This window comes from Dictyobacter vulcani (assembly GCF_008974265.1).
In the GTDB taxonomy this organism is placed as follows: domain Bacteria; phylum Chloroflexota; class Ktedonobacteria; order Ktedonobacterales; family Ktedonobacteraceae; genus Dictyobacter; species Dictyobacter vulcani.
Window position 1 is genome coordinate 2,308,207 of sequence record NZ_BKZW01000001.1, and the last position, 25,392, is coordinate 2,333,598.

The window sequence follows — 25,392 nt, forward strand, 5'->3', positions numbered from 1 at the left end:
ATCCTCTGGTAATCTTTACCAGACAAGGTATTTTTACGGTATTTTTATTTTAGGTGTAATTTCTTACTTCTCCTCTACTCAAAAATCTGTTGGTGTGATATGAGGCGTTCGCTTAACGTAATTATTGCATAGACGTAGGCATCGTTTGGTGCGCATCTGGTTTGGGTTGGTAAAGGATGAGAAGATGTGTGGTTGCCACATCTGTCTGTGTTGTAGTGAGAGGAGTTTTTATTTCTCATGATGTTTCCTTTTCGGGGGGGCGGTCGGCGCTATCGATGGCTGTATGTCTTCCTTTCTGGTTGGTTTTGTCTGATTTTCCTGGCTGGTTGCGATGTGGGTATGGCTTATCAACGCCTGACTCCTACTTCGCTTCCTTCTCATATTGAGACACCTCATGTTTTGACTCCCCAGGTGCTGACTGTTGGAAGTTATACGAATTATGCTCCACAGGAGTTTTTAGATCCTTCCAGTCAGCGGCCGGTGGGTTTTGATGTTGATTTGATTACTTCAATTGCTCAACGGCTTCATCTGCAGGTTCATATCGTCTCGAATGATTTTCAGTCGCTGTTTGATGGTCTGGTTGCCAGGCGTTTTGATGTGGTTATTTCTGCGGTGAGTGTGACTCCTGAGTTGCAACGGAAGGTGAACTTTATTCCGTATTTTCGCGGTGGGAAGTCGTTACTGGTCCTTCAAGGCAATCCTTCTCATATTCATACTCTCCACGATCTTTGTGGTTTTCCGGTGGCTGTTAAGGATATGACGTTTGAGTGGCATGAGTTGTTGAGCATGACCGAGGTTTGTCAGCGCGATGGTAAGCCTGCTATCAAGGTGTTGGTGGTGAAACAGTATTCTGATGCGGCTTTGCTGCTACAACACAAACAGGTGGTGGCGGTCTATGAGGATGCTTCGGTGGCCGATTATGCTATTAAACTTCATCCGACTTCTTTTCAGTTGGCTGGAGATATGATTGGGCCTACGATGGAGGGGATTATGGTGCGTAAGGATGATGGGGCGATGTTGTCTTCTGTACAACTGGCTCTGCAGGCGTTGACGAAGGATGGTAGCTATCATGCGCTTATCCAAAAATGGGGCCTCTATAGCGGTGATGTGACGGTTCCCGCTAATTATAATCTTTCACCACAGATGAAACCTTCACATGCGTGAAAAGCGGTCCGTTGTTTCTCTGGTGGGGGTGAACTCTATAACAAAGGCTGGTCGATGGAAAAAGACCAGTCTTTGTTTTTTGGGGCACTGTTTATCTGTATATCTTTGCAGCCTGACTGTTGAAATATCAGGAACCGGCTATAAACATATTATAAAAGGTTGGCTGCTGGATATTTTTGAGGTTGATGCCACATACGTGTTGCGATAAGGTGAAATCTGGCGTAACGTCTATCAGGTGTACAAAGGCTTGTAGAACGGTCGGATCAAAGTTGGTTCCTGATCCTGCGAGCAGCCGTTCTCTTGCTTCATCTATGGTTAGCGGTGCTTTGTAGGGACGCTGGGAGGTTAGTACATCGTAAACATCTGCTACGGTGAGTATCCTGGCGCTGAGTGGAATTTCTTCACCTTTAAGTTTTGCGGGATATCCTTGCCCGTTCCAGGATTCATGATGATATAGCACCGCTTCTACATAAAAAGGGTGTACTTCATATCCAATCAATATTCTTGCTCCTGTAACCGGGTGGCGCTCCATTTTTCGTCTCTCTTCAGTGGATAGGGCCGCTGATTTGTTCAGGATGTCGTTTCCTATCCAGGTCTTTCCGAGATCGTGGACGAGGGCCGCTAATGCTAGATCCCTGGCTTCCCTTCGGCTCCAGCCGATGTAACGGGCCAGTCTTTGAGCATAGACAGCTACCCGACGCGAGTGCTCGTATGTGACGATGTCGCGCTCTTGAATGCTCTGGGCTAATGAGAGGAGCACTTTTCTTGTTTCTTTGTCTCTCTCTAAATGTGTCAAATATTTTACTGCCACCACTCTGCTCTCCCACATGTCTGTTCCAACCCACATTCCGCAGTTCAATATGATACTTTTTTGAATAACAAGGATAGCCATGAACTTTTACTCTTATTGCTTGTTATAATTCTTTTGCGAAAGAGAGGAAAAAGTAAAATGAACCAATTTGGATCAAACGTTCTTGTTTCTCGTCTTTTATCTACTATGAAAAAGATGCAAAAGCGTCATTTGTTGATATCAAAAAAGTCGTTTTTTAGGGTGCGGAATGTGGGTTCCAATATGGTAGGTCAAATTTTTTACTACCACTAACGAATACGAATAAATGGCTCTAATGTAAATGATAATAATACCAATTGGCTATCATCTACTGACGTTCGGGTCGTTGAACGTATTTTGATGATCACCTGCGCTGCTTTTTTTCTTTATGTTTGGGTGGGTTGCTATCATATTAATATTTCATTTTTCATACTGTCTATCCCAGAGGGATAATAAGTACTTTTGTATTACTTTGTATAGCTCCTTTTATTCCCCAAATAGTCCCTCTTACTATGATGATTCGTTTTTAATCGTCTGCTTTTGTGATAGACTCACCTTGAGAAAAGAGTATTAGCATCAAAGCGTTCGTTTATAGAGACGGAAGCCATTGCTCGGGAGAATTTATTTTGAAACATGACCTGGAACCGGTTGCAACCCCTGACTCTGATCAGCAACGTGAGGGTGTCGTTACGGTGGTGCTGACTGCTGATAATCATCTCGGTTATACTGGTTTTGGCCAACCTCCACGTAAGCGTGAGGAGCGACAGCGGCGGTTGCGCCATGCCTTTCAACAGGCGACGGATTTTGCCATTGTACAGGGGGTCGATCTCTTTATTCAAGCTGGCGATCTTTTTGATACAACTATTCCGGATGAACGAGACCGCAGTTTTGTGGCGGAGCGGCTGGCTCAGTTGAAACAGGCTGGGGTTCAGACTTTTGCTCTCGGTGGGGTACATGATACTCCTACTTCAGCTCAGTCTTTGCTGGGGGATACGACCCCCGCTCCTCAGATGAGTTATTCTCAGTTGGGGGCCCTCCATTATCTTTCCCCAACTCAGCGCGATGAGTCACAACAACTTGAGCCGGTGATGATAGATGTACGTGGTACGACTGTGGGCGTGTGTGGATTGGGGGTGCTACCCGGACAGGTCGGTGATCCATTGGCCGATGTACGTGTTCAGTTGGAGATTGAGCGGGCTTCGGTTCCTCTCCTGGTCCTTCATGTTCCTATTGAGGGGCTGACGACCGGTTCTTCCCTGCTGGATACACGCGCTGTGGTGACTCAGAATAGTCTTCGCAAGCAGTCGGTATTTCCTTATATTCTGGCTGGTTATCATCATAGCCATAGTCAGTTGCATCTGGACCAGACCGAGGTGATTGTGGCGGGCGCTACTCAGTATATCGATTTTAGTGCTCCTGAGCAGGCCCCGGGCTTTGTTTTTTTGGGATTGGCTGCCGATGGTGTGCGTTGGTGTAATCACATCAGTGTTGATTCATTTTCTATGCATGAAGTGGTCATCTCCACGTCGGAACTCTGGCCCGAGGATTCGGCTCAGTCCCCGACTGAGATTATGCTGGCACGTTTGAACCCTCTATGTAGTGATGATGCGATGATCCTCTTGCGCTTACAGGGTGAGCTGACGCGTAGTGCCTATCACCAGTTGGATTTAAATCAAATACGCCATTATGGCGAGGAGCATTGTTTTGCTCTGGCGATTGATGATAGTGCCCTTTCTGTCTTGAATGAAGATGCTTCTGGCTCAACTGAAGCCGGTGAGCGTCTCTCTCTTCGCGAGGAGTTGGCCACTGCGGCCGATGAATGGATTGCGTCTACAACTGATGAGTCTGAGCAGAAGGCGTTGCACTTCACAAAAGAGGAATTATTGTTGGCGATTGATGAGATGAAAAGTAGGCAGTAGCTGCAGCATTCACGATTGCTATTTCAATAGTATGCAGTTGAGCCCGCTGGTCTGGTACTGGCGAACGGAGTAGACCCATGATAATTCTAAAACATTTAACGATTGAACGATTCAGGCTCTTGCGCTCTATGAACTTGCACTTCCCACAGCGTGGCAGTATCTTGATTCAGGGTCCAAACGAGGCTGGGAAGTCGGCACTCATCGAAAGTATTTATTTTGCCTTGTATGGCGAACCCCTCGCTTCCCGTCGGGGTCAGCGCTCTCTAGATGATTTGATCCTTTATGGTTCTACGAGCGCTGTTGTTACCCTGACTATTTCTGTTGGCGCAACTGAGTTGACGATTGCTCGCACGATTGAACGGGGTCGCGGTCAGTCTGTATCTTTGCTGATTCATTCTCTTGGCTCACCTGATGAGGAGCTGGTTACTGATCTGGATGAGGCGAATGCGCGTATTATCCGGGAGTTGGGGAACCTGGATGGCGAGACGTTGCGCGATTCGGGGTTGATTGAACAAAAGGGATTGACGCGTCTGGAGTCGATTTCAGGCTCTGCCCGCGAAAAAACGGTCCGTAATCTGCTGGGATTAGATACTCTGGCTGCCCTCTCTGAGCAATTTCAGGTGCTACCGGAAGATGAGGAGCGCCTTAATCTGTGTTCTGAGCGTTTCTCTCTGGCTGAGGTTCAAGCTCGTATCCCACAAATTCGCTCACAGCTTTCACAACTTGATACAGCTCTGGATACTGTTCAAGTTCATACGTATCTGGCTGATATCGAGCAACAAGAACGTGATATTAAGGATCTGGAGCAGGCTCTTGATCAGGTTGATGCTCAACGCCTTGAGCTGAAGAGCAGACAGGGACGTGTTTCGCAGTTAAAGAAGGCCGATGCTACGCTTTCTGAAATTATTAGTTCCTATGAAGATATCGCTGATGCTCGCCGCGAGTTGCCAGTGCTTGAACAACGTATCGCGGATCTGGAGAGCCGTGAGCGTGAGGAACTTCCTAAAGCTGAACAACGAGTGAGCGATCTGGCTGAATTGACTCGCTCGTTCGGAACACTGCAGCGCATGTCGAATGATTTGCTGACTGCCGTGGATTCTATTAAGGATTTAGAGCAAGATTTGAAGGCTCATACTGAGGCTCAGCAGGATTTGCGGGCTCTGGATGAGCAAATGTCTCAAGTCCGCTCGCGCCTGGCTGATACTCAGCGACGCTGGCAGGAACTGGATGAGCATCGGCGCTCGCAACGTCCTCAGTTGGAGGAGCGTTTGCAGCGTCTGCAGTATTTGTCTGATCGCTTAACTCATCTTGGACAATTAGAGGAAAGCTATACCCGTCGCGTTTCTGGCCAGTCTCAGGCTGAGGAAAATGCTCAACAGCTGCAAAAAGTGATCCAGGATATACATGATGCTGAACAAGAGCATGAATTGATCGAGCAAGAGGAAAAACAGCTAAAACAACAGGCTGATGCTTCAGAACAGGCCTGGCGGCAACTGAATATCCGCCGCCAGGTGGAAGAGTGGCATCGCTTAAAAGGATTAGCTCAGGGATTGGCTCAGGCGGAACAGAATGTCTATCAGGCTCAACAGCAACAGGGCGATGCGACACGCCTGGCTATGGATGCCCGTGCTACGACGATTAAATTTATAGTATTGCTGGCTTCCTGCATCGTTGCCGCTATCGTTTTTCTGATTGTGGCACTTTCCTTATTTGCTAGTAATGTTCCACTGGCTTTGGTTGTCTTGCTTGTTGCCTTGCTTGCCGGGGCCCCGGCGTATTTTTTCTTTCAAAAGTATCGCCAATCTCGTGTGCATGCAAGTGCTTTGAAATTGCAAGAGCACGAGGCTAGTAGCCGCGTGAGTACGATGGTGACTGCTCGCGAGGCTGCTTTGCGCATGGCTGGTAATGAGGATGCTTTGCGCACGACTGAGAATGAGATTCGCTCTCTCGGTGGCTCTGTTCCTCCTTCTATTGAGGAAGCTCAACTGTTCCTGGATCGCACGCGCGATCAGGGAGATCTCAATGATGCTCAGCAGAAAATGCAGGCCAGATTGGATGAGGTCAAGGCGGCACATGATCGCACGAAGACGATGCTGGATCGCGTAACTGCTCTACGTCAGGAGCAGGCGAGTTTAGAGGCCCTGCGAACCCAGGAGCAATGGGATAATATTGAGGAGCATCTGCAAAATGAGCAGGTCTCTGTTGAGCATATGCACCAGGAGATTACGCTGCTGGCTGCTCAAGAGGGCCTGCCTATGCCCAGTATTAATGCACGCGTCCAGAGGAGTCCTGTTCCACCGTCTCAACCTTCTTTCCTTTCAGGCGCGCTTGAGCCTGTGATGCCTGGGGAAGATACTGCCGGTGTTCCTGAACTTGAGATCCTGGTTGATAGCACGATTAAAGCGACTGAGCATGAGATCGTTTCACTTGATGGCAAACTGGATATGTTGAATGATCTCGCTAATCAGTCGAAGTCCCATCAGGATTCTTTGGCTAATCTGGCTGAGCGTAAACAGTCGCTTGAGGAGCGTAATTCTCGCTATTATCAGCATGATCCTGCTCAGCAAATTGAGCAGGCCCGCGAGCAACAGATGGCTCTGCGCAGTGCTCTTCAGTCGTTGCAAGATTCGCTCCGTCAACGTGTCAAGCCGCTTGGGGTGGCCTTTGGACAGTCTGCGGTTGGTTCGGCTGAAGTTTCGGCTCGTAAGGTCCTGGAAGAGTTGCATATTACTCTTGGCAATAAGATTATGCTCCAGGAACGTCATGAGCACTATACTGAGTTGCTTCATGAGCGCCAGGAGTCTTTATCTGAGCATTATAAGCAGTTAGCCAAGTTTAGTAATACTCTGGGCAGCTGGATTGTCCCACTGAATCCTTTTGCTGAGGCGCTGGTGGCTCTGCGCTCTCGCTGCCAGAAGGAATTGCATGAGGCCAATGAAGAGGGGATCTTGCGGGAACTAGAGTCACTGCAAAATCAGGAACGTGCTTCGCGGATGAGGATTGAGCTTTGTCTGCAGGAGATTCGTGGCGATCAGGCTTCTATCTCGAATTTGTTGGCCGCTCATGATTACGAAGTGGGTGACAATTATTCTCGCTCTGCTCTGGTTGCACTCTGGCCATTACTTGATGCGTATGGGGTTGATGATAATGAGCGCCTTGAGGATGAGGTTTCGCTGCGTGACCAGGAGTTGCAGGATCTTTTACAGCAGGAGCAGTCGCTGGCTCAGAAGTTAGCTGTTGCTGATGAGACTCTGGATCTGGAACTGGCGCGCTCGCAGATGGAGCAAGAGGAGCGTGCTTATCTGGTTAAGAAGCAAGGCCATCAGCTGTTGACTGAGGTTGAGCAACGGCTTCTGCGTAAGGTTCAGCCACGCACTCAGCATTATATGCAGCAGATCTTGCCTCTGTTGACTGGTGGACGCTATCAGGATGTCCATGTAACGACTGAGCCTGATGATGCTTCTGTGAGCGGTGGCTCTTTCCAGATTGAAGTCTGGGATAGTGCGGCTGGTGAGTATGTGCCTACTTCGGTTCTTTCGGGTGGCGCGGCTGATCTGCTCTCGCTCTCATTGCGATTGGCTTTTGCGATTGCGACCTTACCTGCTGATTTAAATATTGCTCCCGGCTTTGTGCTCCTGGATGAGCCACTTAGCTCTTTCGATCGTGGACGCGCTCAGGCTCTGGTTGATGTTGTTACTGGCGATATTCTCAGTCAGCATTTTGAACAGATTATTCTCCTCTCCCATAGTAACGCTTTTGATCCTGCGATGTTTCCTTATCATCTGTATATGGACAATGGCTTGATGGTTGAAAGCAATTTGCCTATTGTTCCTTTGGAGACTGTCTCTCCAGTGTTTTCTTCTGGATCTGAAGAGATGGTGGACTCTGAAGAGACACCCGATGCTGAGGCGTTAGAAGCCTCTGAGGAGAAGCATGAGGCTACAGAGGTTCCTGTGACCCCTGAGCCTGATGACTTTGATGAAGAGGCTTTTGATGAGGATGATGATGGGGCAACGGTTGCTGTGGCTGCTATTAAACTACCGCCACAAACAAAATAATCTCTTTGACTATCTCTTGTCATTTTAGCTGGTTTTGGTTGCCCTCCTACAACTTTGTAGGAGGGCTTTTTTTTAGAGGATCCAGGATAGTTTGAAGCGATCGAGGAGACGTCGAATCGGTCCCATCTCTTCTATACCAAAGAGTTTTGCCAGGCGTAGATAGATGATCGATCCAATCATCAGTTCGATGCTCAATTTAAGGACGGCTATGCCGATCTCGGGGATACCGGTGAACATAAAGCGGTTGGTGTCTGTGGTGTTCAGACTGAGATCAAGCAGCCATCGCGTGATGAAGACTGCAATACTCATACCTGAAGATGCAGCCAGGACCCGTAAAGCAAAGACTCCCAGGGATTTTTCGATGAGTCCTCTTACCCGCTTGCTGAGCAGGAGGAAGAGGGCAATGGCTTCTAGTATGCTGGCGATGGTGGTCGATAAGGCCAGTGAACTCATACCCCATAAGACTCCTCCAAATGCGGTAAATGGCGTAATCAGGAGGATGCTCAGGACGATCTTGAGGATGAATTGCGCGACGCTGATGATGACTGGCGTTTTGCTGTCCCTCATGGCATAAAATGATCGCGTGAGAATCTCGATGGTGGCAAAGGCTGGTAGGCCGATGGCGAACATGTTGAGGGCCAGCACTGTGGCGTTGGCTTTCTCCAGGGTGAAATGCCCAGCTTTGTCTGTGATGTAGCTTCCATGTGCTAATAATGCCTGTACGATAGGCAACCCCAGCAGTATTAAGCCCAGACATGATGGTATTGATAGAAAGAGGATGCCGCGTAGCGTTTCCTGGATCAAGCCTCGGACTTTGTCCATTTTTCCTCGGGTGACGTATTCGGCCAGGGTTGGGAAGGTGGCGGTGGCCAGGGCCATACCGAAGACTCCTAATGGGAGTTGCATGAGCTGCATTGCCTGGATGGATTCGGTTTTCAGCCCGTTGATCAGATCACTATCCGTGGTGACCAGTCCCAGTCTGCCAATCAGGATACTGTCTACAAACACCGATGAAGAGAGCATGGCGGCGTTGAAGATGCGCGGGAGCATCTGGCGACCTATCTGCATGACGGCTGGATGCCGCCAGTTGATTGAGGGGCGGTAGTGCATTCCTACTCTGGCTAATCCTGGTATTTGGATGCCTACCTGAATGAGTGCTCCCAGGATGATGCCTGCGCTGGCTGCGTAAACGGCAAATTGAGGATCTCCATGGCCAGTGGCTTTGAGGATCACGCCTGGCATGAGTCCGATGATCGATCCTGCGTTGTAGAGAACAGTGCCGATAGCAGGTAGGAAAAAATTTTGGCGCGCATTGAGTACTGCGTTGGTGATTGAGCCTGCTCCCAGGATGATGGATTGTAAGAGCATGATACGTACCAGCGTGACGATGATCGGGATGGTTGCGGCTCTTTCAGGTGTTGTCGGTGGATTATAGAGTGGAACAATTTTGTCGGCAAAAATTGCCGCTATAAGTGCGATGACGACCATGATGATGGTGGCCAGGGTCAGGGATGCGTTGGCGACATGCCAGGCTGTTTTTTCGTCTTTTTCTTTGCTCATGTAGCGGGTGAAGACGGGAATAAAGGCTGAACTGAGTGCTCCCCCTGCTACGATGTTGAAGATGGTGTCCGGGATGGTAAAGGCCTGGTAGAAGGCATCTGAGAAGATGGTGGCTCCTAATATATAGGCGGTGAGACTGGTTTTTACCAGACCCAGTACCCGGCTGGCGATGAATGATCCGCTCAAGATAAATGTGGCCTGACCGACGCGGATCTTTCGCATGACCCCTGTGTCTGGCTTGATGGCGCTGTCGCTCTCTTCCTCAAGGGCTACGAGCGGGGTGACTTCTTCAGCCGGCATCAGTGAGTACAATGGTGTGGTTGTACGGGTAATTTTGGGTTTCTTGAAGGTCTGGGTGATTTCTTGCTTGCCTTGTAACTGTTGGCGAATCTGTTGGTAGCGCTGTTGCTGGAGTTTTTCCAGCCGCAATTGTGGCATTGGCAACGAAGGTTGCGGCACATCCGAATACTGATATTCCATTCCTTGCCCATAACCTAAAGAGGTTCCCATGTCTTGAATGGATTTATTATAGTTGGGTGGCATGGTGATCTGGCTTGCTGGCGATAGCTCTTCAGGTTCAATGGGTGGTGTGGGCGGTGTGGTTTGGGTCTGCGGTTCTTCGGGATGTGGACGCGTTGTATTTTTGCCTTGCGATTGCGACCAGCTCATGCTTTCTTCCTGACTGGTGTCTCCATTGGCAGGCAATGAAGCTGGCTGTCGTTCGTTTTCCATTTATTCTTCTGCTTCTATGTCTTTAGCAATACATGGAAAGCTCTAGACGCTATAAAACGAAATATTGTAAGTTTACGGTCTATTTCAGAGAAATGCCCGTTGGCAAGCATAGCATATCTATGAGCTTTCTGCTAGCATATTTTTGTTCTATAGCCCTATCGGGCATCTGGAAGCATTTGACCCCTGGTGGGCCTCTAGAAGTTAGAATGGATTGAACGCCATGCCCCGGGCTTGTCGGTCGCTACCGCAGGCATCCAGCCTGGTTCTCCAAATAAGTGTGTGCCATCCCAATTTTCGTTCTTACGGTAGTAACAATAGCGGATTTGCCAGTGCTGGCCTACTCTCTTTTTTTCATAACAGGCGGTCTCTACACCCAGTCGAAAGGCAAGTAATTGAGCATAGTATGGCTGTAAATTGTATTCGATTGTGTCGGTGTCTAGTTCATGTTCTGTAAAGGACATCTGAATATCAAAACTATATTCGTAATCTTTGACTTCTGGATCGCGGTCTTCTTCTGCTGCTTTACGAATGAGGACTAACATACCAAGCATGTCAAATTGACAATAGGGCTCTTCGGCAAAAGAATCAAGGGTAAATGGGGGTAGCGATAAGAGGTCGCGTATCTCCGTAGCCAGTTGCTGTAGCGATTTGCCTGTCTTGATACAGATTTGAGATGACATATAGACCCCTCCTTGCGGGTACGGGAGGTTTGTGTAAAAATCTAGTCTTCATCTTACCTGTGTAGAGTTAGCCTGTTCTGAGTGATTTAGATGTGATCATAGCCATATGGTATTGCAACTATAGAGTGATTATTGTGTTTCGACTTTGGTTATATTTCCTTTCCTCTTGCATGCACGTTTTTTGCTTGATATACTGGTAGTACAACTATGTGTTAGTGTGTGTCTGATGTTACTCTCATTAGCAACATATGAAGCCTTTTTTTGCGTGCTGTTATCATTATATTTGCGCTGTCTATTTTTCAGGCGTCTATCTATACACTTTGTTTTTCCTACACCATTTTTATAAGGCTTTTATTGCCTTTGACTGGCTGCGCTGCTTATCTAATTGTGTGATTATAGAGTAAATACGCCTCTCATGGCTACAACGCGTCGATCTTCTCGTTCTCGTGCGGCTTTTCCTGCACCTCCTCCTATTCAGGATGGACCTGTTATTCATGGCGATCAGCCTGTACTTGAGCATTGGCTGCTGCATTACTGGTCTAAGTTGGGCCTTCCTGATCTTGAGTTACCATTACTGGCTCTTACTCAGGATCGCCAGGAGTATAAGTATTGGACGGGGAAGCGGCTCAATACAATGGCTCTGGGTTGTTATTGCTATATTCCGGCTTCGGCAACGATGTCGCGGGGCGCTTCACCTGCACCTGATGCTCTGCGTCATCGCCATCTTATTTTTATTGATCCTGCTATGCAGTCTAAATCGATAGAGGTAACCGTTGCGCATGAGTTGATACATCTTTCGGACCGTGTTCAGGGGACGCCTCGCCGCCATCGGCATCATGGGTATGATTCTATTGCGGCTGATGAGGCGGCGATTACTGGCTATGCGGTGGAGGATTTACGCGTTTTGTTGCGTGAGGAGAGTGTTCGGCGTGAGTCTTTTCGGCGTCAACGCCGTCCTATTCGTTATGTCTATCAGTGTCCGGGCTGCGGTAAAGAATATCCTCGTACGCGGCGCTATTCTCAGGCGGTCTCGTGCAGTAGTTGCGATAAGGTCTATAATCCACGTTTTAGTTTGTTGCTGACTTCTACGACTGGCGATGGTTCCACTCATAAGGCTTGATGGGTGGCATCTGTTCCTCTGCTGGTGGTTGACCTAACGGCATCTGTTGTGTCTCGGTTTGTAATTCATGCAACCATTCAAGGAGTGCGCGGGTCTGGTGGATGCGACTACTTAAAACTACTTTATCAAAGAATTGGGCGTCCGCACTGTGGATGCCGGGATTCTCCTGCTTGCTTTTCAGGTGTTGTAGAAATTGTTGGCAGGCATCAATCTGTTGCTCTAAAAGTGAATGTATCTGTGCAGGTTGTAAGTTTTGTACAAAGTAGAGTTTGATCAGGAAAAGGATACGGATATCTCTGGGTTTCTCGACTGGTTTGCCGACCCATTGTAAAAAGGTCTCATGGCCTTGCTCGGTCAGCTGAAAAATTTTACGTGGCGGCCGGGCTCCCTGCGCTTCGATTTTTGCCTCAATATAGTGGAGCCGTTCTAATTTCTTTAAAAAAGCATACATCTGGCTCATTTCAAGATGTATAATCTGGCCTAATGTTCCTCCTTCGATCAATTGAAACATCTCGTAACCATGCATGGCGTGCGTATTCAAAAGCCCGAGGATGACATATTCTGCTGGTTCGCTGATTTGCATAGACCCTTTCCCTGTTTTGATCTTGTAAAACATCATCATTATAGAATAACTAATCCCACCCGGGCAATCATCACCTGAAAAACATGAGTAACTCGTGTGAAGTCAGGAAATATATTTGATTATTCTACAGTTTATGAATGTAGAATGAGTGTGTTGTAGATGGGGACCATGGATACCTATTTGCTTGCTACTTTGCTCCCATTTTTGTAAGAGTGTATCTGAAGCTCGCTTCTATGGAGCATTTTATCGCCAGGCTTTCGCGCCTGCGGCGCTCAAAAATTTTTATGCTGTGGTGGAAAATACGGCGCCTCGCGCCGTATTTTCCACCACAGCATAAAAGAAGGATGGGCACTTCAGTGCCCGAGTACGGCTGAATGAGATGCTCCCGATCAGTGTGAATCAAACATTAACTAAAGAGAGGCTTTGGTATGAGTACCTATCCTCATGAACAATTATTGCATATATTAAGCACTCTGCTGATTGAACTTCATACATTGCATCTGTTAGTCCGACCTGAAGAGCAGTCAGGGACACTCGATCTTGATGCTGTGCGTGCGGGTATTTCTGATGTAGAGTTGCTGGCCTATGAGGCCCTGGCGATCGCTCGTACTGCTCTTGAGGAGATTCCTATCCCGGAGTTGGATGGTGTGGCACTGCCTGAGGCTCTTTCTCGCGCGGTTGAGGAGACGGCTGAACAGTTGCATCTGGCGAGCCGCATTTCTTTTTCTGGTGAGGATGAGCAGCGCGCTCCGGATCGTGCTTTGTCTGCTGAGTCTGAACGGCTGCTCTATTTGTTGACGCGCGAAGTTCTGTATCAGGTGAGTCGGCATCGGGATGCTCACCGTGTACGGTTCACTTTTAACTATCGACAGGATGATGTCCACTTGAGTCTGGAGGATGATGGATTGCCGGAGGGCGGTTCTGAACAGGATCCCGATGAGGCTCCTGCTCCTCCTTTTGATTTTGTGCCTGTGGCTGCTGATATGACTTTGACTCCTGTGATGAGGGATCTGCGTTCTCGGCTCGAACGTCTGGGTGGCTCACTAGTGATTACTGTGTTGCAGGAACGCGGTGTACGGGTACAGGTGGTTCTTCCTTATCATTTGCCTTCACAGGCTTCTGAGGACTCTCCTATCACCCCTGTCGCGCTTTCGACTGGTGATGGCACCGCGACGCATGACAGGGTGACGATTTTGCTTGTGGATGCGCTGGCTGTGACACGGGCTGGTTTGCATCGTTTGCTGGAGGTTTATCCTGGCTTATCGGTGATTGGGGAGGCTGTCGATGGTGTACAGGCGGTAAGTGAGACGCTTGAACTGGGTCCCCAGGTTGTTTTGATGGATACGCAATTGCCCAATGGACAAAGTCTGGAGGCTTTGCGGCAGATCAAGCAGTTGAATCTGAATACCCGGGTGCTGTTGCTGGCGACTCAGGATCATGAGGAGTATTTGTATGAGACGTTGCGGGCGGGTGCGGATGGTTATGTGCTGAAGGATATTGCTCCTGATGATCTGGCTCAGGCTGTGCGGATGGTGGCCCGGGGTGAGGTGCTGGTTCAGCCACAGTTAGCTGGTCGTTTGCTGTCACGTTTTGGCCGCCAGGGACGCGGTAATGCCCCTTATGAGACGCTGACTGCTCGTGAGTTGGAGGTACTACGCCTGCTGGTCCGTGGTCTGCGTAATAAAGAGATCGCAGCTCGTCTGTCTGTCAGCGAACGGACGGTAAACTTCCATCTGGCCAATATCTATCAAAAACTGGGCGTCTCTGGCCGTACCGAGGCCTTAAGTAAGGCTCTGGAACAGGGATTGATCAGTACATCGTGAAATGTCTTTGGGATTTATAATGGGAAAGCGGGGATGCAAGGGGCGGCGAGCCCCTTGACTGGGGGATCGGGGGCTGTGCCCCCGGCACATTCCCCCCCCCATCCCGCCCGCGTAGCGGGCGCACAACTCATCAAACGAAGATGGACAAAGTACTAGAATGCTGGAGCTACCATACTTTTTTTACTTAATATGATTTGATTGTCTGATTTATAGCACTCCTGCTCGCCAACTATCAATTGAAGCCTTCAAGGAACTTATATATGCTGCCTCATTATTGTTGTCGGAACTTGGCGCATATGTCGGAATGATTTTTTCAATGGTATCTTTGTGCATGTCAATGACATAGAAGTTACGGATGAGGGAATACCAGGTCTTGATGCCATCATCCCAACTGTCCATCTGGGCATAGCCATCTCCACTGGCATTTTTATCTACACACTCATGATTTTGTATGCAGCGCAAGTTACCAATTGAAAGGGTTTTTCTGGCTTCTCCTCGGGTACCAAAGGTGCTTTCATGTTGAAAAAAGGCCAGCGCAAAGACTGGGTCAATGCCATATTGAACGCCCAGGTCATAGAACACTTGCCCCTTTCCCGCAGCCGGTGATCCTGCATTTGACAAGACTTTGTTAATGAAGTCTGCATTTACTGTGGGTTTGCCCATCACTGCGTAAGGACCAGTAGCCGGCTTGATGGTTTTTTTGATCGGCTCTGGCTGCGTTTTTTGCCAGTCTTTGGCCTGGCTGCCACCCACCTGGATGCTGTATGTCTGTCCTACCCCGAAATTAAAGCTAACGGTGTTTTCGCGTTGCAAGATGCCTGCTGAGATTAATACCAGAAGCGAGATGATCGCGAAGGTAAAGCAGACGAGCCATGGGTTTAACCAGGATTTATGCTTTTCTAGTTGCTTGATTGTAGGTGTGTCATGGATCAGGGCTCGGTCTATATCTACCGTCCTGGCAATTTTGGTGTTGGGAAGTATTCTGGTATTGTGCTCTGTTCTCAGGTTGTCTAACACCTGGGTGCTGTTGGTGTCTCTTAACTCCCTGGTCAGCACGCGCGTAGCTTCCGCAGCTCGGACATCGGTAGAGAGTACTCTGGTTGGCGGAGCCCCGGCCTTGCCGCTACTGGTAATTCTGGTTGTGGCTCCGGTTTTGCCACCATTGGTAATTCTGGTCGTGGCTGTTTTACCTGTCCGATTGGGATTACCCTCTGTTCGCACGGGAGCTTTAACAGATGCACTTTCTCGGGTGAAGGTGTATGTTTCTGCGGTAAGTGGTTCGTCTCCAGCGGTATCGATTACTGCCGACAAATCCCGGGTCGCACGGGCTGGAATTGCCGAACGAATTTCTGTGGTCGCTGGTGATACCGATTTTTTGGCGTAGTTGCCACTCGCCATGAACATGACCTCCTTTAATGGGTTCGAACTTTTGTTCTAATTATAGCACACCTCTACAATCCTCCTTGCTAAGCAGCTTTTATGCAACTTGACGCATAGAAATACAGCTAGCTACAAACTATCATATCACCCTAAAAGCGGCTAAAGAATAAGAAAAAAGTCCTGTTAGCAAGAACTAGATTAGAATTTCCTTTACCATAGAAAGTGAATATGAATTTTTAATCTTTGAAAAGTAATGGTGCTCTTTTAAGAACTGCAAAAAGTAATGTATTTTGTTTGTTCCTCTACTTATCCTGATTAATGTCGATGATATGAGATGAAGGTTCCTACTTTGTTTTGAATGTGTCTTTGTTTTGTCAGGATTGGAGGTATCATGTATAGTAGGATGCAGATGAGCTACCGCAACGTTGCCCTCTGGTAATTGTGGTTCTCGCTCGTTTCTTACGAGTGCAGGCTTGAAATGCGGGCTTGTTCTACTCCTGTATATCTTACGGATGTGCATGCTACCATCGATGCAATGTTTACCTGTGGATATAGGGAGTCTCAGGCACATTTTCCTGCTGAAGGTCATTCTGTAGCATGACAAATATACCTTGAGAGTTGCGGGTAAAAGCAAATCATGGCAAACTAGTACTCTGCCAAAGATCATGCGAAAAGCAGGGGTGCAGGGGGATGCAATCCCCTGACTGGGTTCCAGGGCTGTGCCCTGACCTCCTCTCTTTTCTCGCCTGCGTAGCGGGGAACCTTGCTAGTGGCGCCTGACAGAGTATGATCTGAGAAATATGTTCTGGATACCATGACATATAGTCCTAGGTTGTCATCGAGGGGCCTGCCTGAACGTTGTACATTGCAGTGTATGTAATTTAAAAAACAAAGTGGGCGCAATACCTTGTGCTTAAAATGAGTAAGTAATGAATTTTCTATGCTGAAAGGGGCGTTTGTCCTGTGAATTTTTCATTGGTGCTGCTGGCAACTAACCCTGTTAAGGGATCGTCGCCAGATTATATGGCAACTATTCAGGGTCTGCTTGGACCTATTATCGGCTGTCTGGTCATGTTCTTGGTGATCTTTTCACTGAGCTTGATTATCTGGACTTTCCGCGATATCCGTGCACGTACGCAAGATTTCGTGTCCCAGATCCTGGCCACTGTTCTTGTTGCTCTCTTTAATGTAGGTGGTTTATTTATCTATCTGATCTTGCGGCCTCGTCAAACCCTGGCTGAAATCTATGAGCGCCAATTGGAAGAAGAGTCTCTGTTGGCTGAGATGACTGAGCGGCAGACTTGCACCAATTGTCATGCTCGCGTTGAGTCGGATTTCCAGGTTTGCCCTTCTTGTGGACAGAAGCTGAAACGTTCTTGCCCCAAATGTGAGCGTTTGCTTGAGTTGCGCTGGACGTATTGCCCTTACTGTGCGAATAATGTTGGTGGCGCTCCGATGCCAGGAAATATGCCCGGCATTTCGATGCAAGGTGTCCCTCCCAGTTCTTCTTTACAAGGTAATTCTAGCATGCCTGTTAGTGGTAATCGCTATTAAACGTGCGCTTGCTCGCGCTGTTTCAGGTAGGTTCAGGCTCTCTTCCACGTTGATTTTTGCTTCTATAGTAATGGAATGAGAGCCTCCCTGCTGGAGATGCCTGTTTCGCTTCTGTTTTTCCACTTTTCTCTTCCTCGTTTGGAACTTTTTCATAGAGACGTAAAATGGCCTGTCTCGCTGTTTTATCAGGCTTGTACGTTCATCCTATCTGCTTTGTTTGTCAAGCGAAATGTGATATAATTATGTGACGAAATGTGGCATTCGTTTCCGCATTTTGACTATTCTGTCAGAATGTTTTTCATATAAGTAAGGCATGCCTCCACAAAAATTTTGCTTCGTAATACGCCTGTATGTGCTCCCAAAGCGTGTGCAGTATTTATCGTATACCCCATTGAAGCCGCTTTGTGGATGGTTGGTTGTGTCCCTTTAAGCGGATGTTTGTCTAGGAGCCAGACGGTCTGTTGTCCTTTCGGTCAGAAAATATATGTTTTTCTCTTTACCAGAGGCCTCATTAGATCGTGCTCTTTGCAATAGCCCCGTTGATGAAACGGTTACGTATAACGAGGATTTTATCCTTGATGTTGTGTGACCCAAGCCTGCCTGGCAGGGTTCCTTATTGGAGTGTTTTTGATGGCAAAGACGAGAGAATCGATAATGTCAGAGCAACTCCCTGATGATTCTAATGATGCTCTACTCACTGAACATGCGAATTCAAGTGGGAATGGTGAGGGGAAAGTGAACGACAACGGTAATAATAATAGTTATAGCGGACAGAATATTCAGATTCTCGAAGGCTTAGAAGCCGTCCGTGTACGCCCTGGTATGTACATTGGCGCAACCGATCAGCGTGGACTCCATCATCTTATTCAAGAGGTTGTTGACAATAGCGTCGATGAGGTGATGGCCGGTTATGCGGATACTGTGAAGGTTGTTATCCATGCCGATGAATCTGTGACTATCGAAGATAATGGTCGTGGTATTCCTGTCGATGAGCATCATCAGCGTCCCGGTATGTCTACCCTTGAGGTGGTCATGACTGTGTTGCATGCAGGTGGTAAGTTTGGCGGCGGTGGCTATCAGATTAGTAGTGGTCTGCATGGTGTGGGTGTGTCGGTAGTCAATGCTTTGTCCGAGTGGTGTCAGGTAGATGTGAAACATGATGGTTATATCTATCGCCAGCGCTATGAGAAGGGTGTTCCAGTTACTCCTCTGGAAAAAGTGGGGCGGACTGATGGCACTGGCACGATTACGACGTTTATGGCTGATCTGTCGGTGATGGAGACGCGGGATTATAGTTTTGATACTCTGGCTCAGCGTTTTCGTGAGATGGCGTATCTGAACCGCGGTCTGACAATTGTTCTGGTTGATGAACGGACCGACCGCGAGGCGACTTTCTACTTTGAGGGTGGTCTGGCTTCTTTTGTGCGTTACCTCAATAAGAATCGCAATACGTTGTCTCGTCCGGTCAGTGTTCTGCGCGATATTGATAATGTCAAGGTCGAGGTGGCGCTACAATATAACGATAGCTGGACTCCAACTGAGTATTCCTTTGCGAATGGTATTAACACGGTGGATGGTGGTATGCATATCACTGGCTTCCGCAGTGCTCTGACGCGTACGCTGAATGATTATGCGCGTAAGGCTAATTTGCTGAAGGAGAAGGATGGCAATCTGACTGGTGATGATGTGCGCCAGGGTTTGACGGCTGTGATCAGTGTCAAGATTCCTAATCCACAGTTTGAGGCACAGACGAAATCGAAGCTGAATAATGCTGAGGTACGTCCAGCCGTTGAAATGGTCACCGCCGAGGCACTCAATCAATATCTGGAGACAACTCCCAGTGAGGCCAAGTCGATTATCGATAAATGTCTGATGTCTGCCCGGGCTCGTGAGGCGGCTCGTGCGGCCCGTGATCTTATTCAGCGTAAGAATGCACTGGATAATACGTTGCCTGGTAAACTGGCTGACTGTAGTGAGCGTCGGGCTGATCGCTGTGAACTCTACCTGGTTGAGGGTGATTCCGCTGGCGGTTCTGCTAAACAGGGCCGCGATCGACACTTCCAGGCGATCCTGCCATTGCGCGGTAAGATCCTGAACGTTGAACGCGTTGGCCTGGATACGGTGCTGAAGAGCGAGGAAATCAAGAATATTATCACCGCTATCGGTGTTGGTATCGATGAGCATTTCAACATGGCCCGCTTGCGCTATGGCCGCATCGTCATTATGTGCGACGCTGATGTTGATGGTGCCCATATCCGCACTTTGCTGTTGACCTTCTTTTATCGCCACATGCAGCAGCTGATCAGTGATGGTCACCTGTTTATTGCACAGCCACCACTCTTCCTGGTGAAGATGGGCAAACAAGTCCATTATGTCTACACCGAAGAAGAACGCGATCAACTGATCAATGATTACAAAGCTTCCCACAATGGAAAAGAGCCTGAGGTTGGACGCTTTAAAGGTCTGGGTGAAATGAATCCTGAGACTCTGTGGGATACTACTATGGATCCTGGAAAGCGTACGATTTTGCGGGTAAATATTGATGAGGCGGTTGAGGCTGATAAAGTCTTTAGCATGTTGATGGGTAGCGAAGTAATGCCCCGTAAACGCTTTATCGAGAGCCATGCAAAGAGCGCTAACCTGGATGTATAGAGCTTGCTGATCAAGCTCTATGCTTGTGTTCCTGACTTTACGTGTCTGGTAAATCGAACGAGTACTACGTCTGATTGCTAACTGTTCTGAAAAAGGGTCCTGATATCATCTGCAAGCTCATGCAATGGTGTCAGGACCCTTTTCTTTGTGTTCGTGCTGCGAACGTCCCCAGAGACTATATGCCCGATCCCATAATCCTCTGAGATATTATTTGTATATATTAACAATTTATGTAACTACTCAGAACCCCTTTTCCACAAAGGGAAAAGCTGATAAAATGTGAACATGAGAGAAGAAGACGTTAGGGAGCTACAAAGCGCATTTCGCGAGTTGAAAATCGCATACAGCGAACTGCAAGAGAAGGTGAAACAGCAAGATCAGCACATCGAGGAACTGCGAGGGCAGTTGCTCAAAGAGCGTCTGCGCAATCTGGAACTGGAAAAACGGTTGGCCAAAGACAGCCGCAATAGTAGTAAACCTCCTTCCAGCGATGGGTACAAGCGCCAGCAAAAACGGCGAGAGAAAAGCCAGAAAAAGAGTGGAGGGCAAAAGGGTCACAGCGGTCATCAATTGGCTCAGGTGGAAACGCCAGATGAGGTGATTGAGCACCGAGCCAGAGACTGCCAGCACTGTCAGCACCCCTTATCGCAGACAGTAGGGGTGCTGAAGGAACGTCGTCAAGTGCATGAGTTGCCACCCCTGCGTTTGCAGGTGAGGGAACATCAGCAGATCGAGCAGATCTGTCCCAGATGTGGTGGGCGATCCTGCGGGAACTTTCCCCCAGGAGTGGATGCAGCAGCCCAGTATGGTCCCAATGTGCGAGGGTTGGCCGTCTATCTTTCCCAATTCCAGCTCTTGCCTCTCGAAAGGATCACCGAACTCTTTGCTGATCTGCATTTAGGCACCGTGAGTGAAGGGAGCATCGTCAATTGGGTGCGTGAGGCAGCCAAGAACTTGTCCTTGACGCAGCAAGCCCTTGAACGACTCGTGCTGCAGAGCCGACTGGCCCATGTGGACGAGACGGGTGGTCGTATTGAGGGGATCTTGCATTGGTTTCACGTTGTGAGCACACGTGCTCTTACGATCTACCACTGGCATCGCAAGCGAGGGCATGAGGCCATGAATGAGATGGGACTGCTGCCTCTTTACACGGGTCGGCTCGTGCACGATCGCTGGAAAAGCTATGATCAGTATCGCTGTGAGCATAGCCTGTGTGGAGCCCATCTGTTGCGTGATTGCTTGTTTGTTGCAGAAGAAGAAAAACAACCATGGGCGCAAGAGATGTACATTGTCTTGCTTGAACTAAGTGAGGCGACCAAGCAGGCGCGCGCCTGTGGTCAAAAGACCCTTGATCCAGCGATCCGCACACGCTGGTTGGCTGCGTATTTTGAGGTGATTGGGCGTGGCTATCGTGCCTGGGATGAGGCGCACCCGCCACCGGAGCCCACCGCCGCCCGCAAACGGGGTCGTCCCAAACAAGATCCTGGCAAAAATCTCCTTGATGCCTTCCTCCACCGCGCCGATCAAGTGCTCGCTTTTGTGGATGACTTGACCGTGCCCTTTACCAACAATCTAGCGGAGCGCGACTTACGCATGATCAAGGTGCAGCAAAAGATTTCCGGGACCTTTCGCAGCGATGCGGGTGCCACTGCCTTCTGTACCATTCGCAGTTATTTGAGCACCATGCGTAAGCAAGGGCATTCCATGCTCGACGCCCTTGCTGCTGTCTTTCAAGGTTCCCCGCTTCCCATTGCTTGGGAAGCTGGGTCCTGAGCAGTTACCAATTTATGTTAACCTACTTTATAGTATTCCCTTATATATCTATTTGTGCCAGAAATGGATCTAGTGGGGAGATATCAGTAATGAGATCACTGCGGCGGCTAGGAATATTTTCCTCTGCATTTTCCTCTCTGGCTTTGTGTGTAACTCCCGTTTCTTTATTTAGTGGATACCTGGTTTATAGGGAATACATCGGATGTGTATTTTGTATTGAAAGGAATCGATATGTACGGACGGGCAAAACTGTTATCAGGTCTTGCTGGCATTCTTCTCCTGGTTTTTAGCCTCGTAACTTTGATGGGTGTTGAGACTCTTTCCGTTTCTTCTGCTCAGGCTGCTACCTCCTGGCCGACGGTACAGCAGGGGAGTGTGGGTGAAAATGTTGATAGTATCCAGTTATTTTTGAATGCTCGTGGTTCTTCATTGACGGTGGATGGCGATTTTGGTCCGGCTACGGCTTCAGCGGTCAAGTCTTTTCAAACCTCTAATGGATTAAGTGCGAGTGGTATTGTGGATTCCCTGACCTGGCCGGTGCTGGTTATCAGTACAAGCCAGGGAAGTAGTGGCTCCGCGGTGAAAGCTTTACAGCGGCAGCTTAATGCTCATGGATCTGCTTTGACGGTAGATGGTGCTTTTGGTCCGGCTACGGATAGTGCGGTCCGAAGTTTTCAGAGTAGCAATGGGCTGACTGCTGATGGGGTTGCTGGCACTGGGACCTGGAATGCCCTGGTTGGTGGACAATCAACACCTCCGCCACCCCCGGGTGATACTAACGCCAAAATTGTTGCTTACGCTCAGGCTATTGAGAATGGCCAGGCTGAACCTGGTTGGGGCGGAGGCCGCATTCCTTATTCCTGGGGTGGCGGTCACCGCAGTAGCGTTGGACCTTCTCTTGGTACCTGTTCTGGCTATACCGGTTCGATTCAACCTTGTCCGGCCAGTTCAACGGTTGGATTGGATTGTTCTGGTTTCTCACGCTGGGTCTATGATCTGGCTTATGGCTCTGATGTTCTTGGTAGCGGCAATACTGATAACCAGCTCAGCCGGATGCATCGGGTCAGCGCCAGTAGCGCCGTGCCCGGAAACCTTGTTTTCTTTGGTACCCTCTCCAATACGCACCATGTCGGTGTCTATATTGGCAATGGTCAGATCATCAATGCCTATGCTACAGGTACTTATATCCAGACGAATAACCTCAGTGGTTTTTCTGATCTGGTTGGTTACTATACCTATTAGTAAGGCGGCCTGATCTACATACCTGGCTATAGTATAAATGCACTGTTTGCTCAGACTCAGGTAGATCAGGTAATGAGTACATGCGGGGATGAGAGGTGTGTTGCATCTGGTTGTCAGAGGCTTCTCTTCCCCTTCAGTCTTCAATAGCTGGTTTCTACGCTTGTTCACGTTAGTGGATAATAGCTGTCAGGTGAGTTTATTCTTCTTCTTCGTATAGCTCCCCAAAATTCCATTCGCTTGCTGGTAGAGGTCGTTCTTTTTTGCGTTCGAGGTGGCGTGGAAAGTTTTGTCCGCTATAAATGCCTAGCGCATAGAGGATCTCTTCGATTGGATGGCTGATGCTTTCTTCTTCGGTGATGGTACGACCATAGAATGTGCCATATTCTCTTCTTTCTACGCTGGCTTGCCCGCGGATCTGTTGGATATGCTTGGCTGGTAGAAATGCTTCGGCGGTCCGATATGGGAGGTGGAATGTGTAGTTGGCGGTTTCACTTTCATAGTGAAAACTTAGCAGACTGAGCCCTTCTGGATCGAGTTTGCGCAGGTCTCCTTCTCTGAGTGTATCCCAACTGTACAGGTAGCGGCTGGTGGTATTGAGGAGATCCATGGGATAGACCAGGAGCTCTTCTAGCTGTTGATAGGGAATCGGTTGTCGGCTCTCGAGGGCGTGCTGGATGAGTGTTTCCAGTTCTCGTTGGATGAGTTCTTCGGCTTGCGTCCGATCCAGGATCTCCTGGTTTTCCTGTGGTTTGTATGGCTGTCCGGTGATGCGTTGAAACAGTTTTTTGGCTGGCTCTGCCTGCTGGTTGTCCTCTATGTCGTTGAGTGTTTCCAGTATTGTTTCGGTTGCCATGGTGGTGGCATAGTCGACCATCAGATGGAAGGGAAAGGCCGGACTGCCATCTATATAGCCTGTGAGCTGGATGGTGCCGTTTTGATAGGCCTCACTGAGAAACAGGGTTTTGATGGCGTAGAGGCCTTGCCTGTCCTCATAGTAGAGCAGGTCGCGCGCTTTGGCCCAGTGGTTGAAGTGGCTGAGTAGCGATAAGGTGTTTTCGATGTTTTCGGTTCGACAGAGCCACGTCAGGCGTGCCGGGAGTATTCCGCCAGCGTGGTCTATATGTGGTGGATATTCTGGATGGTTGGCGGTTTCCCAGGTTTTCAGGCATTGCACCGGGGGTTCCGGCTCCTGTTTGTGCTGGCTTTCGCTGAGCATCTGGTGCAATTGCAGTCCCAGTAAGTAGAGCTCTTCACGAAAGCGCAGGTTGTTTCCCGTGGAACGTAAGATGATGCCATTGGTGAAGTTACAGGGTATGCGCTCAGTTGTAATGGCGGTGAATTGTTGCAGGCGCGCACTGATGGCATCATGGATCAGGTAGCTTATGCTGCTGAATGAGATGGAGGCGAACTCTTCATGGGGGGTGATGGCCAGGAGCTCGTATCCGTCCAGTTTGATTTTTCCACTGACTCCCTGACATGAATAGCGGATGGTTACTCCTGGCAGCGATTTATAGAGGTCGATGGCGGGTCGCAGGCTGATGTCGCTTTCGTGGGTGCTGGTTCTGTCGATGGCGTCCAGTTTGCTCAGACGCTGGTATTCAGGATCTTGCAGTACATCTTCCAGATGCAGATCCAGCCAGCGGAAAAATTCGCGGGCCAGACGCATGTAGCTACTGTCATTGGCCAGAAGGGCCTGTTCTCCTACGACTGAGAGCAGGTTGCGGGTGTAGAGAGCGTTACGCTTGATCCAGCGACCTTCACGAGACGCTACAATGGCCCGTGTTGTTGCGTTGGTGGCAAAGTCATGACAAAATTTGCGGATGTTTTCATAGGTGGCTTCTTCAAAGAAAAAGTCGCGGAGAAATTTCCATTCACCATAGATCTGATAGTCTTTTTCAATCGCGGTCAGGTCAAAGCAGTCTCGCTCTAAGGTTAAGACTTCCTGTTGCATAAATTGTGACTCTAATTGCTCAAGCGTTTGTTGGATTTTGGCGCGAATCCGTTTAACCTTGCGTTTGATTTCTCCCGGGAGCTTCTGGCTTGAGAAGGGTTTTAAGATCTCTCCCATTTCGTGCTCAAAGGTTTGTTTGTGGTTGTGCTTGATCTCTTCTAAATATGGTAGTAACAGGGATTTATGGGGCTCTTTGAGTGCTTTGAGCAGTAGTTCTGTATTGAGTTGGGCTAATGATAGGGCGTCCAGCGCGACCTTTTCACAGTACCAGAGCGTGAGCTGATTTTCTCCGACTTCTGCCCCTGTATCAATCTCAGCGGTAAATTTATAGTTTTCATAGGAAATTTTATACATTTCTACGCGCATAATAAC

At 48.7% G+C, this 25,392-nt stretch carries 15 protein-coding genes; 9 read left to right on the forward strand and 6 right to left on the reverse strand.

The window, feature by feature from the left end; all coding sequences use genetic code 11:
* Positions 1-237 precede the first annotated feature (237 nt).
* On the forward strand, positions 238-1,164 hold the full coding sequence (locus KDW_RS09720) for an ABC transporter substrate-binding protein (protein WP_151755764.1): 927 nt from the start codon (positions 238-240) through the stop codon (positions 1,162-1,164).
* Between the two features lie 127 nt (positions 1,165-1,291).
* On the opposite strand, the gene KDW_RS09725 is transcribed toward KDW_RS09720, so the two are convergent.
* On the reverse strand, positions 1,292-2,056 hold the full coding sequence (locus KDW_RS09725) for an HD-GYP domain-containing protein (RefSeq protein ID WP_151755765.1): 765 nt from the start codon (positions 2,054-2,056) through the stop codon (positions 1,292-1,294).
* A 563-nt stretch (positions 2,057-2,619) separates the two neighbouring features.
* Here KDW_RS09725 and KDW_RS09730 point away from each other — a divergent pair.
* Both KDW_RS09730 and KDW_RS09735 read left to right on the forward strand, forming a co-directional pair.
* Positions 2,620-3,912 (forward strand): metallophosphoesterase family protein, encoded by a 1,293-nt coding sequence (locus KDW_RS09730; protein ID WP_162005101.1) that lies wholly within the window; start codon positions 2,620-2,622, stop codon positions 3,910-3,912.
* Between the two features lie 77 nt (positions 3,913-3,989).
* On the forward strand, positions 3,990-7,970 hold the full coding sequence (locus tag KDW_RS09735) for an AAA family ATPase (protein ID WP_151755767.1): 3,981 nt from the start codon (positions 3,990-3,992) through the stop codon (positions 7,968-7,970).
* A gap of 72 nt (positions 7,971-8,042) precedes the next feature.
* Here the strand turns inward: KDW_RS09735 and murJ are convergent, their stop codons facing one another.
* On the reverse strand, positions 8,043-10,262 hold the full coding sequence (gene murJ / locus KDW_RS09740) for a murein biosynthesis integral membrane protein MurJ (RefSeq protein WP_151755768.1): 2,220 nt from the start codon (positions 10,260-10,262) through the stop codon (positions 8,043-8,045).
* A 194-nt stretch (positions 10,263-10,456) separates the two neighbouring features.
* Entirely contained in the window at positions 10,457-10,942 is a 486-nt protein-coding gene (locus KDW_RS09745; protein ID WP_151755769.1) for a hypothetical protein, read from the reverse strand.
* 415 nt (positions 10,943-11,357) lie between these two features.
* Here KDW_RS09745 and KDW_RS09750 point away from each other — a divergent pair, with 415 nt between their 5' ends.
* A complete protein-coding gene (locus KDW_RS09750; protein WP_151755770.1) occupies positions 11,358-12,062 on the forward strand; it encodes a hypothetical protein in 705 nt (234 codons plus the stop codon).
* Here KDW_RS09750 and KDW_RS09755 read toward each other — a convergent pair.
* Entirely contained in the window at positions 12,028-12,645 is a 618-nt protein-coding gene (locus KDW_RS09755; RefSeq protein ID WP_162005102.1) for a PadR family transcriptional regulator, read from the reverse strand. The two genes, KDW_RS09750 and KDW_RS09755, sit on opposite strands and share 35 nt — an antisense overlap.
* A gap of 428 nt (positions 12,646-13,073) precedes the next feature.
* Between KDW_RS09755 and KDW_RS09760 the strand changes: the two genes are divergently transcribed.
* Positions 13,074-14,468 carry a helix-turn-helix transcriptional regulator gene (locus KDW_RS09760; protein ID WP_151755772.1) on the forward strand — a complete coding sequence of 465 codons (1,395 nt, stop codon included), beginning with the start codon at positions 13,074-13,076 and terminating at the stop codon, positions 14,466-14,468.
* 207 nt (positions 14,469-14,675) lie between these two features.
* On the opposite strand, the gene KDW_RS09765 is transcribed toward KDW_RS09760, so the two are convergent.
* On the reverse strand, positions 14,676-15,866 hold the full coding sequence (locus tag KDW_RS09765; RefSeq protein ID WP_162005103.1) for a glucosaminidase domain-containing protein: 1,191 nt from the start codon (positions 15,864-15,866) through the stop codon (positions 14,676-14,678).
* A 945-nt stretch (positions 15,867-16,811) separates the two neighbouring features.
* On the opposite strand from KDW_RS09765, the gene KDW_RS09770 reads away from it, so the two are divergent.
* From KDW_RS09770 to KDW_RS31635, 4 genes are all read left to right on the forward strand, one after another.
* Positions 16,812-17,402 carry a zinc ribbon domain-containing protein gene (locus KDW_RS09770; RefSeq protein WP_151755774.1) on the forward strand — a complete coding sequence of 197 codons (591 nt, stop codon included), beginning with the start codon at positions 16,812-16,814 and terminating at the stop codon, positions 17,400-17,402.
* A 654-nt stretch (positions 17,403-18,056) separates the two neighbouring features.
* Positions 18,057-20,054, forward strand: coding sequence for a DNA topoisomerase (ATP-hydrolyzing) subunit B (gyrB, locus tag KDW_RS09775; protein WP_151755775.1), 1,998 nt, complete (start codon positions 18,057-18,059; stop codon positions 20,052-20,054).
* 285 nt (positions 20,055-20,339) lie between these two features.
* Positions 20,340-21,827: an IS66 family transposase gene (tnpC, locus tag KDW_RS09780; protein ID WP_151754426.1), complete on the forward strand. Its 1,488-nt coding sequence runs from the start codon at positions 20,340-20,342 to the stop codon at positions 21,825-21,827.
* Between the two features lie 231 nt (positions 21,828-22,058).
* A complete protein-coding gene (locus KDW_RS31635; protein ID WP_162005104.1) occupies positions 22,059-23,069 on the forward strand; it encodes an NlpC/P60 family protein in 1,011 nt (336 codons plus the stop codon).
* 196 nt (positions 23,070-23,265) lie between these two features.
* On the opposite strand, the gene KDW_RS09790 is transcribed toward KDW_RS31635, so the two are convergent.
* The gene (locus KDW_RS09790) at positions 23,266-25,386 is read right to left on the reverse strand and encodes a VHS/ENTH/ANTH domain-containing protein (protein WP_162005105.1); all 2,121 of its coding nucleotides are present in this window, start codon (positions 25,384-25,386) and stop codon (positions 23,266-23,268) included.
* Between the last annotated feature and the right edge of the window lie 6 nt (positions 25,387-25,392).

Excerpts from the sequence above, each read along its gene's own strand:
- KDW_RS09720 (WP_151755764.1), top strand. The coding sequence starts at position 238 with ATGATGTTTCCTTTTCGGGGGGGCGGTCGGCGCTATCGATGGCTGTAT.
- KDW_RS09725 (WP_151755765.1), bottom strand. The coding sequence starts at position 2,056 with ATGGCTATCCTTGTTATTCAAAAAAGTATCATATTGAACTGCGGAATG.
- KDW_RS09735 (WP_151755767.1), top strand. The coding sequence starts at position 3,990 with ATGATAATTCTAAAACATTTAACGATTGAACGATTCAGGCTCTTGCGC.
- murJ (WP_151755768.1), bottom strand. The coding sequence starts at position 10,262 with ATGGAAAACGAACGACAGCCAGCTTCATTGCCTGCCAATGGAGACACC.
- KDW_RS09745 (WP_151755769.1), bottom strand. The coding sequence starts at position 10,942 with ATGTCATCTCAAATCTGTATCAAGACAGGCAAATCGCTACAGCAACTG.
- KDW_RS09750 (WP_151755770.1), top strand. The coding sequence starts at position 11,358 with ATGGCTACAACGCGTCGATCTTCTCGTTCTCGTGCGGCTTTTCCTGCA.
- KDW_RS09755 (WP_162005102.1), bottom strand. The coding sequence starts at position 12,645 with ATGCAAATCAGCGAACCAGCAGAATATGTCATCCTCGGGCTTTTGAAT.
- KDW_RS09760 (WP_151755772.1), top strand. The coding sequence starts at position 13,074 with ATGAGTACCTATCCTCATGAACAATTATTGCATATATTAAGCACTCTG.
- KDW_RS09765 (WP_162005103.1), bottom strand. The coding sequence starts at position 15,866 with ATGGCGAGTGGCAACTACGCCAAAAAATCGGTATCACCAGCGACCACA.
- gyrB (WP_151755775.1), top strand. The coding sequence starts at position 18,057 with ATGTCAGAGCAACTCCCTGATGATTCTAATGATGCTCTACTCACTGAA.
- tnpC (WP_151754426.1), top strand. The coding sequence starts at position 20,340 with ATGAGAGAAGAAGACGTTAGGGAGCTACAAAGCGCATTTCGCGAGTTG.
- KDW_RS31635 (WP_162005104.1), top strand. The coding sequence starts at position 22,059 with ATGTACGGACGGGCAAAACTGTTATCAGGTCTTGCTGGCATTCTTCTC.
- KDW_RS09790 (WP_162005105.1), bottom strand. The coding sequence starts at position 25,386 with ATGCGCGTAGAAATGTATAAAATTTCCTATGAAAACTATAAATTTACC.